Source organism: Thauera phenylacetica B4P, assembly GCF_000310225.1.
Classification (GTDB): domain Bacteria; phylum Pseudomonadota; class Gammaproteobacteria; order Burkholderiales; family Rhodocyclaceae; genus Thauera; species Thauera phenylacetica.
This window is the reverse complement of record NZ_AMXF01000573.1, coordinates 1-586: the sequence shown is the minus strand read 5'-3', so window position 1 is coordinate 586 and position 586 is coordinate 1. Positions and strand designations below refer to the sequence as shown.

Annotated in this window: 1 protein-coding gene; it reads left to right on the top strand. The window is 77.3% G+C overall.

Annotated elements, in window-relative coordinates; translation table 11 throughout:
- Positions 1–241: 241 nt before the first annotated feature.
- Positions 242–586, top strand: a 345-nt coding sequence (locus C667_RS23755; RefSeq protein ID WP_004392100.1) for a type II secretion system F family protein, incomplete at its 3' end; no start/stop codon positions are given.

Below are 586 nucleotides of genomic sequence, written 5' to 3'. Positions count from 1 at the left end.
GAGCTGCGCGCCGCCGCGCGTGCGCGCGGCCACCGCAGCCTCGCCGAGGACGGCCTGCGCCGGGTGCTCGACGGCAGCACCAGCCTCGCCGAGCTCGCCCGCGTGGTCGACCTCTCCGCGCTCGCGGCTACGGCGAAGAGCGCACACGGAGGCGAGGCATGAGCATGCCCCTGCGGCCGCCCGAAGGGCAGCGCGCTCATCCGCGGCGGAGGGTGTCGTGCAGCGACGGGAGGAAGGCCCCATGAGCACCTGGCGCTACCGCGCGCTCGCCGCCGATGGTCGCCGCGTGCGCGGCGAGCTCGACGCGGCCGACCTCGGCGAACTCGAGCGCCTGCTCGGTGCGCGCGCGCTGCTGCTGATCGACGCCCGGCCGCGCGGCGGGCACAGCCTGCTGCGGCGCAAGCGCATCCCGCGCGGCGAGCTGATCCCCTTCTGCTACCACCTCGAGCAGCTCCTCGCCGCCGGCGTGCCGCCCTTCGAGAGCCTCGCCGCGCTGCGCGACGCCGGCGCCGAGCCGCGGCTGCAGCAGGTGATCGACGCGCTCATCGCCGACGTCGAGCGCGGCCTGCCGCTGTCGGGTGCCGCC